9 protein-coding genes are annotated in these 9,395 nt (G+C 35.5%); 7 read left to right on the forward strand and 2 right to left on the reverse strand.

All coding sequences use genetic code 11. The features are described from left to right. Positions 1-8 precede the first annotated feature (8 nt). From K8B81_RS19085 to K8B81_RS19110, 6 genes are all read left to right on the forward strand, one after another. Complete coding sequence (locus tag K8B81_RS19085) at positions 9-1,829, forward strand: sensor histidine kinase (protein WP_223683141.1); 1,821 nt, start codon at positions 9-11, stop codon at positions 1,827-1,829. A gap of 634 nt (positions 1,830-2,463) precedes the next feature. Continuing rightward, entirely contained in the window at positions 2,464-3,624 is a 1,161-nt protein-coding gene (purT, locus tag K8B81_RS19090; RefSeq protein WP_394370727.1) for a formate-dependent phosphoribosylglycinamide formyltransferase, read from the forward strand. A 2-nt stretch (positions 3,625-3,626) separates the two neighbouring features. Beyond that, complete coding sequence (locus tag K8B81_RS19095; RefSeq protein ID WP_223683143.1) at positions 3,627-3,947, forward strand: DUF6370 family protein; 321 nt, start codon at positions 3,627-3,629, stop codon at positions 3,945-3,947. Further along, complete coding sequence (locus tag K8B81_RS19100; RefSeq protein ID WP_223683144.1) at positions 3,947-4,522, forward strand: Crp/Fnr family transcriptional regulator; 576 nt, start codon at positions 3,947-3,949, stop codon at positions 4,520-4,522. Before K8B81_RS19095 ends, K8B81_RS19100 begins: the two co-directional genes overlap by 1 nt. A gap of 796 nt (positions 4,523-5,318) precedes the next feature. Next, positions 5,319-6,035, forward strand: a complete 717-nt coding sequence (locus K8B81_RS19105) for a pirin family protein (RefSeq protein WP_223683145.1) — start codon at positions 5,319-5,321, stop codon at positions 6,033-6,035. Positions 6,036-6,263: 228 nt separating this feature from the next. Beyond that, positions 6,264-6,797 (forward strand): YceI family protein, encoded by a 534-nt coding sequence (locus tag K8B81_RS19110; protein ID WP_223683146.1) that lies wholly within the window; start codon positions 6,264-6,266, stop codon positions 6,795-6,797. A gap of 128 nt (positions 6,798-6,925) precedes the next feature. Here the strand turns inward: K8B81_RS19110 and fabD are convergent, their stop codons facing one another. Both fabD and K8B81_RS19120 read right to left on the reverse strand, forming a co-directional pair. After that, on the reverse strand, positions 6,926-7,801 hold the full coding sequence (fabD, locus tag K8B81_RS19115) for an ACP S-malonyltransferase (RefSeq protein WP_223683147.1): 876 nt from the start codon (positions 7,799-7,801) through the stop codon (positions 6,926-6,928). A gap of 71 nt (positions 7,802-7,872) precedes the next feature. Next, positions 7,873-8,235 carry a DUF983 domain-containing protein gene (locus K8B81_RS19120; protein ID WP_223683148.1) on the reverse strand — a complete coding sequence of 121 codons (363 nt, stop codon included), beginning with the start codon at positions 8,233-8,235 and terminating at the stop codon, positions 7,873-7,875. A gap of 170 nt (positions 8,236-8,405) precedes the next feature. Here K8B81_RS19120 and K8B81_RS19125 point away from each other — a divergent pair, with 170 nt between their 5' ends. Beyond that, entirely contained in the window at positions 8,406-9,260 is an 855-nt protein-coding gene (locus tag K8B81_RS19125) for an AraC family transcriptional regulator (RefSeq protein ID WP_223683149.1), read from the forward strand. The last annotated feature ends 135 nt before the right edge of the window (positions 9,261-9,395 follow it).

A 9,395-nucleotide genomic window follows, 5' to 3' on the forward strand; every position in this document is an offset into this window, starting at 1 on the left:
ATCTTCGAATGAAAAAAGGCAATCACGAAGTTGCAGAGAAAATTACATTCAAAAATTTACGTCGTTTGTATTTTTTTGCACTCTGGACTATTGCTATAACCATCATTTTAAGTCAGCTTTTAATTCAGTACAACTTAAAACAACAGCTCAGCGATTCTAAAATTATCAATATTTCGGGAAAGCAAAGAATGCTGAGTCAAAGGATTACCAAAGAAGTCTTAATTTTAAATTTCGTTTCTGATACTTCCCCAAAGAAAGAAATTGCACATGTCCGAAATGTTTTAGCACTTTGGAAAACCAATCAGAGTGCATTAGAAAATGGCAGTGACAGCCTTGCTTTTCCTAAAGAAAAAAGTGAAGCCCTGTCTAAGTTATATGCAGAAATAAAACCGAGCTTCAATACTATAGTGGAATCGGTGAATCTGTTTCTTTTAAATCTGGAACAAAAAAAGAACAGCTACGATAACCAAAAACTGGTACAGGAAATTCTAAAAAACGAAGGAATCTTTCTTTCGAAAATGAATGAAATTGTAACCCAATACGATAAAGAAGCACATGAAAAAGTAACAGAACAGCGCAAAACGGAATATTGGATTTTCGGGTTTACATTGCTGGTACTGATTCTGGAATTCTTTTTTATCTTTAAGCCTACCAATAAAAAAATTGAAAAACTCATAGCTAAACTTTTAGCTTCTGAAAAGAAGGCCTTAAAACTGGCTTATGACACCGAAATCATCAGTGAAATAAAAGAAAACTCTGTAAAAGAACTGAAATCGCTGAATTATGCGATGGAAAATACCCTTCTTTATTGCCGTATTGCACCCGACGGCTCTATCATTCACGTAGGTGAAAAATTTGCCAAACTTTTAAATTATACCAAATTTTCTTCGAATAAAACTTTTTCACAGATTTTAACGACTGATGAAAAAGAACAGCGCAATATAGACCGTATTGTTTTTGAGAAACAAAGAAGCGGCTGGCAGGGCGAAATCAAAATTCATAATAGGGAAGATCAGACGATCTGGCTGGATTTATCCATGGTTCCGGTAATGATTAAAAAGGATGAACTGGAACTTTTGATTGTTTGTTTCAATATTACCGAACGTAAAAAAGCACAGCGCGAAGTAGAGCGTCTGAATATTGAAAACAGTACCGAAAAAATCAATCAGCAAAAGATTATTTCGAGCAAAATTGTCGAAAATCAGGAAAACGAACAAAACCGAATTGCCAAGGAAATTCATGACGGAATAGGGCAGATGCTGACGGGATTAAAGTTTAGCCTCGAAAGTATTAATCTGGATGATAAGGAAAAATCTGCTCAGAAAATTGAATACCTGAAAAAATTATCACTCGATATTATAAAAGGGGTACGAACGGCAACTTTTAATTTGATGCCACCCGAATTAAGTGACCACGGAATCGTTTCTTCAATCGCAAAACTCACGCAGGAACTTTCAAAGCTAACAGGAAAAGAAATTCTTTTTTACAATAAAACCGATTTTGACCAGCGCTTAGATTCCTTGATTGAAATCAATATTTATCGCCTGACTCAGGAAGCGATCAATAATGCGATAAAATATGCAGAATCAACCCACATCATTGTCCAGCTTTCTCACAGTGAAACTTTATTAAGCATTATCATTGACGATAACGGAAAAGGCTTTGACAAGACAGCGGTTGAAAAAAAGCGAAACAGCGAATCCGGAATGGGATTATTGTTTATGAACGAAAGGATTCAGTATATCAATGGACGTGTGTTTATAAACTCCATTCCTGGAGAAGGAACCAGGATTACGTTTAATATTCCGATTTCTAAATTAGAAAATTAGAAAATTTGGAAATGTGTCAATTATAAAAATTAATTTTTTATTTTGGCGTGACCACAAGGGTCGGGCTATCCGTTTCAAGTCCTCGCACTTCCTTCGTCAGGCTCCGGGCTTTCCACTTCAAATAAATTCACTGAACTCCGATTAAAATAAAATTTAGTGAAGTAATCCCTCACGCAAACGGGTTAACGAGAATTTTTCGCTCAACAACAGATTTATTCACATTCAACTTTCCACAATTTTGTCATTTCGAGGAACGAGAAATCACACTCGGGATTCCGCAAAGTAAATCCCAATCTTTTTCGAGTTCCTAGTGTGATTTCTCCCTTCGGTCGAAATGACAAACTTTGTGATTCGTAACTAAAAAATCCAATTTAAATCGACAAATCCGTCGAATCTGCAACTCGAGCGAAAGCGAAAAAACGAAGTGAATCTGCGAGAAAACTCTTTACGCACCTTTTTTTAATTAAAAACAAAACTTTGCGTGCTTCGCGTAAATCTTGGCGAACTTTGCGGTTAAAATACATATTTTGTAGACGTATGGCAGTGCGCCTCTATATTCAAACACGTTAATAGAACTTTGCGGTTAAAAACATTTTTCCCTACTTTTACTTCTCCAACATTACAACACTCCAAAATGAAAATTTTACTCCTCGGTTCAGGTGAATTAGGCAAAGAATTTGTCATTGCAGCACAACGAATCGGACAAACCATAATTGCAGTTGATAGTTACGAAAATGCACCAGCCATGCAGGTTGCTCACGGTTTTGAAGTCATCAACATGCTCGATGGCGAAGCCCTTGACCGAATCGTAGCCAAACACAATCCAGATTTCATTGTTCCCGAAATAGAAGCCATTCGTACCGAACGTTTTTACGATTACGAAAAACAAGGTATTACCGTTGTTCCTTCAGCGAAAGCGGCCAACTTTACCATGAATCGTAAAGCAATCCGTGATTTGGCAGTAAAGGAATTAGGTTTAAAAACAGCCCAGTATCAATACGCCACTTCGGCAGAAGAATTACAAAAAGCAGTTCAGCAAGTCGGAATTCCTTGTGTGGTAAAACCATTAATGTCTTCATCAGGAAAAGGACAATCAACAATTAAAACTCAGGAAGATATTTTAAAAGCCTGGGAATATGCTGTTGCAGGTTCCCGTGGTGATGTAATAGAAGTGATTGTTGAGGCATTTGTAGATTTCCATTCGGAGATTACGCTTTTAACGATTACTCAAAATAATAATCCAACTTTATTTTGTGCTCCAATTGGCCACCGACAGGAAAGAGGCGATTATCAGGAAAGCTGGCAGCCGGCTTTGGTTTCAGAAAAAGATTTGTACGAAGCGCAGGATATGGCAGAAAAAATTACCGAAGCGCTTGGTGGCGCCGGACTTTTTGGTGTTGAATTTTTCCTGACTAACGAAGGCGTTTATTTCTCTGAACTTTCACCGCGTCCGCACGATACCGGAATGGTAACTTTAGCCGGAACGCAGAATTTCAACGAATTCGAATTGCATTTACGGGCAATTTTAAGCCTTCCTATTTTCGAAATTACTTTAGAGAAGGCCGGAGCAAGTGCCGTGATTTTGGCTTCAGAAAATTCTGCAAATCCAACATTTACCGGAATCGAAAAAGTAGCAGCTTTACCTAAAACTGATTTCAGGATTTTTGGCAAACCAACTTCAAGACCTTACCGAAGAATGGGGGTCGTTTTAAGTCATGATTCGCTTTCGACTCCAATCAATGAAATAACGGAACGCGCCAAAGAAACGGCGAAATTAATAACTGTAAATTCTTAACTATGAAAAATATTTTATTAGCGACTTTCCTATTTATTGGAATCGCAGTTCAGGCTCAAAGCAAAAAGAAATTTGATAAACCAACAATCGTGGAAGCTTCCTGCGGAGAATGCCAATTCGGAATGAAAGGTAAAAGCTGTGATTTAGCCGTTCGCATTGACGGGAAAAGCTATTTTGTAGACGGAACAACCATTCATGATCACGGAGATGCTCACGCTGAAAAAGGCTTTTGTAATGCCATCAGCAAAGCTTTAGTTACCGGAGAAATCGTGAACAATAGATTCAAAGCAACTTCATTTAAACTAATAGAGGAAAAAAAATAATGACATTGATTCTTGAAAATATTGACAAACATGTTTCGCTGACTCCGGAAGAACAGACACTTTTTCTGTCCAAATTAGAAACGAACACTTACAAAGCCAAAACGATTTTATTAAACGCCGGCGAGGTCTGCAAACATTCGTATTTTGTCAATTCGGGAATTTTAAGAAGTTTCAATATCAACGATAATATTGTAGAACACGTCCTTTCTTTCGCCTGCGAAGGCTGGTGGATGAGTGATATGTACAGTTATTTTTCGCAAAAACCGGGACAGCTTTTTATTGAAGTTCTGGAGGAAGCCGAGGTTGTTTCGTTATCCAAAGAAAATCAGGAACAATTGTATCTTGAAATTCCGAAGCTGGAACGTTATTTCAGGATTTTAATTGAAAACTCATTAGTTGCCAATCAGCAGCGATTGATGGACAATTTAAGCTTGCCTGCCGAAGAACGCTTCGAGAAATTCTGTGCTAAATACGGCACTCTGGTGCATAAAGTGCCTCAAAAACAAATCGCTTCGTTTATTGGTGTGACTCCCGAGTTTTTCAGTAAAATGAAAGCGAGGCTTTTAAAGAAGTAAAAAAGTTTTACCATTCAGTTTATTAAGTTTCATAAAGATTTAAAATTTAATTTTTCTAGTAAATTAGAAACAAGATGAAATATTTTACTTTATTAATACTCTTTCTTATCAACTTTAACAGTCAGGAAAACAATAAACTTCGAGGCACTTATTATTGCATTGTTGAAAATGAATATTATCACATTCAGAAGTATAAAATTACATTCAACGATAGTACTTACGTTTTCGATAACAAGTTTATGCCAAAGACAAAATCTCTTACAACAGCATAATTGTATTAGATAACTTTATCAATCCGGATTTAATCGTAAGTGTTTTTAAAGATCAAATAGCAAAAGATACTATTCAATTTTCTATACATAATAGGAAAGATGGGGGCAACTATCTTGACATAGCTTCGGCAAAAGGAAAATTCGTTAAAATTAAATGAAGCTACTTAATCTCATTACACAGAAGTTCGTTTTCTATATAAGGATGGCATTTAATAAATAAAATCTCTAATGCAGCCCTGATAGCAGCGGGCATCCTATTGTTGCGGGGTTCGCAACAATAGATAGAGCGGATAGCAGGACTAAGGGCCTTGTTATAAATACTTTTCTGCTACAAAAAAACAAAATTTCCAAAAATTGTCGAGTTACTTTCGGGGATCCTTCCTTCGTCAGGATGACAAGATTATGGAAAAAATCTTAGAATCTTAGCTTTTCAGGGCCTCAAAATCTTTCTTAATCTACATTAAGTGCTTTTCATCTATGACGGTGGTATCTTTGTACTATAAAAATAACAAATACACAAAATCATGGAAAATATAGTATTGCACAAAGCAGAAACAAGAGGAAATGCAAATCACGGATGGTTGAACGCTTATCACAGCTTTAGTTTTGCAAGCTGGTACAATCCGGACAGAATTCAGTTTGGGGCACTTCGTGTTTTGAATGATGATACGATTGCAGGCGGAATGGGTTTTGGAACGCATCCACATGATAATATGGAAATTATTACCATTCCGTTAGAAGGTGATTTGGCTCACAAAGACAGCATGGGAAATACCGAAATTATTAAAAATGGAGACATTCAGGTAATGAGCGCCGGAACCGGAGTTCAGCATAGTGAGTTTAACCCAAATGCTGATCAGCAGACTAAATTGTTGCAAATCTGGCTGTTTCCAAACAAAAGAAATGTAGCGCCGCGTTACCAGCAAATTACTTTGAATGTGGCAGACAGACACAATAAATTATCCCAAATTTTGTCTCCAAATGCAGATGACGAAGGGGTTTGGATTCATCAGGATGCCTGGTTTAATATGGGGAATTTTGATGCCGAAGTTTCAACAGAATATAAAATCAAAAAAGAAGGAAACGGCGTTTATGCTTTCATCTTAAAAGGAAATGTAACCATCAACGGTCAGGAATTAAATACGCGTGATGCTGTTGGAATTTCAGGAACTGATACTTTAACTATTAAAGCCAATACAGATGCTGAATTTTTATTGATGGACATTCCGATGAACTATTAATTCAGTAATAAAACATAATACCTGTACCCCGAAACGATAATTAATCTGAAAATCAGATTGTTATCGTTTCTTTTTTTTGTAACTTCAACAATAAGAAGTTAAAAAAGACAAAAAATCACAATTTTGGTTGACATTTTTTCTTTCTTAATCTAGGTTAAGTGCTTTCGACTTATTGTGACCGTAACTTTGTCTTATCAAAATGAAATTAATTATTTAAAAAATAAAATTATGGCAATTACAAAATGGTCAATTGACCCAACTCACTCAGAAATTGGTTTTAAAGTTAAACACATGATGTTTACTAATGTTTCAGGAAAATTTTTAACTTATGATGCGACCATCACTACAGACGGCGATAATTTCGAAAATGCAGCAATTGAATTTTCTGCTGACATCGCTTCTATCGATACAGCAAATGCAGATAGGGATGGTCATTTAAAAAGCGGTGATTTCTTTGATGCAGAAAATCATCCAAAATTAACTTTCAAAGCTTCTTCATTTAAAAAAATCAATGATGAAAAGTATGAAATTACAGGAGATTTAAACATCAGAGGTGTTGCAAAAACAGTAACTTTTCCGGTAGAATTTAGCGGAATCCTGACTGACCCATGGGGAAATACAAAAGTAGGTTTGAGTATTGAAGGAAAAATCAACCGAAAAGACTGGGGTTTAAACTGGAACTCTGCTCTTGAAACCGGTGGTGTTTTGGTTGGCGAAGAAGTAAAACTGAATATTGAATTGCAATTTGCTAAACAGGCTTAATTATTATTTATTCTTTTGATTGTTTATTTTTATTAATTGATTAACGGAATATTTACATACTAAAAACCCTTCTTAAACGATTTGTCTAAGAAGGGTTTTTTATTTTATAACTCTTAATTGAATAAAAATTAAGCATTAGCCGTAGCAGCTTCTTTATCAATTTTATTAATTAAACCAGCTAAAACTTTTCCAGGTCCAACTTCTGTAAATAAAGTTGCTCCATCAGCGATCATTTGCTGTACAGACTGTGTCCATTTTACAGGAGCAGTCAATTGGATGATTAAGTTCTTTTTGATTTCGGCTGCATCAGAAACTGCATTTGCTGTAACATTTTGGTACACTGGACAAATAGGAGCAGAAAAAGTAGTTGCTTCAATAGCTGCTGCCAGTTCTTCTCTTGCTGGTTCCATCATTGGCGAGTGAAAAGCACCTCCAACAGGTAAAATCAATGCACGTTTTGCTCCCGCAGCTTTCATCGCTTCGCACGCTTTTTCAACAGCAGATGTTTCTCCTGAAATTACCAATTGTCCAGGGCAGTTATAATTTGCTGCAACCACAACCCCGTCAATAGAAGCACAAACTTCTTCCACAATATTATCGGCAAGTCCTAAAACCGCAGCCATTGTAGATGGTGTGATTTCGCAGGCTTTTTGCATCGCCAAAGCACGTTGTGAAACTAATTTCAAGCCATCTTCAAAAGATAAAGTTCCGTTGGCAACCAAAGCTGAAAATTCCCCTAAAGAGTGTCCAGCTACCATTTCAGGTTTGAAATCATCACCTAACGTTTTTGCCAGAATAACCGAGTGTAAAAATACGGCTGGTTGTGTAACTTTTGTTTCTTTTAGCTCTTCGGCAGTGCCTTCAAACATGATATCTGTAATTCTGAAACCTAAAATTTCATTCGCTTTTTCGAATAATTCTTTGGCCAAAGCCGATGTTTCATATAAGTCTTTACCCATTCCTGTGAATTGAGCACCCTGACCCGGAAATACGTATGCTTTCATTTGTCTAACTTGTTTTTTTATTTTTTTGGAATTGAAATTAGTTTCAATTGAAAGGCAAAAATAGCATTTTTTTAGCTCGTATAATCCTTAAACATGTAAATCCATGCTAATCTTGAGAATCGGAGATTGAATGACGTAAATAAGATAATGACAACCGCAATAATCGGAATGATTCTTAGATCGAATGTGTTTTCAAAGAAAAATTGGGCGATACAATATGTTGCAATTCCCTGGGCTACTGTTAATCCGTAATTTACATACATAGCTCCAAAAAAGAAGCCAGGTTCTTTTTGGAATTTATAATTGCAATGGCTACAACTCTCATTCATTTTTGGAAAGCCAAAATTCAGGAAAATATTCTTGTCTTTAAAAACTTTTCCTTTATGACAATGTGGACATTCGTTTTTTAAAATATGGACTAATGTATTTGACATGACTTTATTTTTTATTTATACAAAGGTAAATCAGATTCTATTGAAACCTTTTTTATATCTTCGCTACTTATAGCACAATAAAGACATTTTGAGTTAAATTTCAAAAAATAAATTCCAAATTCCAAATTTTGAAAAGGTGATTTTATAATCTAAAAAGAAATTTTCTGCGTATGAAAAAATATCCGGTTTATAGTGTGGAAAATTTTAGCTGTAATGATATTCATCGTGAATTTTATGTGAATACTTTTAAGGAGCATTTAAAAAGCCACAGTTTTGTAGAAGAACCGCATCGGCATGATTCGTATCTGATGGTCTTTTTTACGAATGGTTCCGGAATACATGAAATTGATTTTGACCGTTTTGACATTAAGAGGGGAAGCTTGTTTGTGCTGCAGCCCGGGCAAATGCATCATTGGAGCTTGTCTGAAGATGTTGAAGGCTTCGTGATTATATTTTCACAGGAACTTTACAATTTATATTTCGGCAAAAAAAACATCAATGACTACAACTTTTATCATTCGATTTATAACCGTCCGGAATTGCTTTTTGAAACAGCTGAAATTTCTAAAATCTTACCTTATTTCAATCTTTTAATTGAAGAAAATAGCCAGAAGAATAATCTCCAACTGGATAAAATGCTGAATTTACTGGATTGTATTCATATTGAAATTTCACGGAAATACAGTGAAACCTATTCACATAAAACACATTCATACAATATTAAAATAAGTGCCTTCGAAAAGCTTTTGGAAGAGCATTTTAAAAAAGAAAAACTACCGTCTTTTTATGCAAATAAACTAAACATCACCCTGAAGCACCTCAACCGGATTTGTAATGAAATTTTACAAAAAACAGCGACTGAAGTTATTATGGATCGAGTAGTCCTTGAAATCAAACGAATGCTAACTGACAAACAATTAGCGGTTAATGAAGTCGCTTCAGCAGTTGGGTATGATGATTACTCTTATTTTTCAAGGGTTTTCAAAAAACAGACAGGGGTTTCTCCGACAACTTTTCGGGGCTAAAAAATTAAACCATATAAGATTCTGTGTTGATTTCCAACTAAAATCTTATTTTTTATTAATTTTGTTGCTCAAGACAGTCATAGAACTAGTCTCTATAGCGTGTTTAAACCATTTGTGTTTGCACGCTATTTTTTT

This window comes from Flavobacterium hibisci (genome assembly GCF_020026925.1).
GTDB classification, from domain to species: domain Bacteria; phylum Bacteroidota; class Bacteroidia; order Flavobacteriales; family Flavobacteriaceae; genus Flavobacterium; species Flavobacterium hibisci.